Here is a 305-nt window from a genome sequence, read left to right as displayed (position 1 = left end):
TTTGAAACAGAAGACGGAGAAAATGTTGGAGGCGGTGATATCATCATTGATAAGGATACAACAGTAATCCATACAAGTGAACTAGCTGACTTAATCCCAATTCCTGGTAATTATGAACTTTGTGAAACTGGCGACATCTATGTCGGAAATGACTCTGTTACAATCAAAGTCAGAAAACCGGTAACAAACAAATATGTTAAGGTTCGTTTTGAAACAGAAGACGGAGAAAATGTTGGAGGCGGTGATATCCTCATTGATAAGGATACAACAGTAATCCATACAAGTGAACTAGCTGACTTAATCCC

The 305-nt window shown here is 38.0% G+C and carries 1 protein-coding gene; it reads left to right on the top strand.

All coding sequences use genetic code 11. The features are described 5' to 3' along the window. The coding region (locus LJE12_RS19820; protein WP_227292432.1) for a hypothetical protein at positions 1-305 on the top strand (305 nt) is incomplete at both ends.

This window comes from Blautia sp. DFI.6.71, assembly GCF_020593585.1.
Classification (GTDB): domain Bacteria; phylum Bacillota; class Clostridia; order Lachnospirales; family Lachnospiraceae; genus Blautia_A; species Blautia_A wexlerae.
The sequence above is the reverse complement of the archived record's forward strand: the minus strand, read 5'-3'. Positions and strand labels throughout refer to the sequence as shown.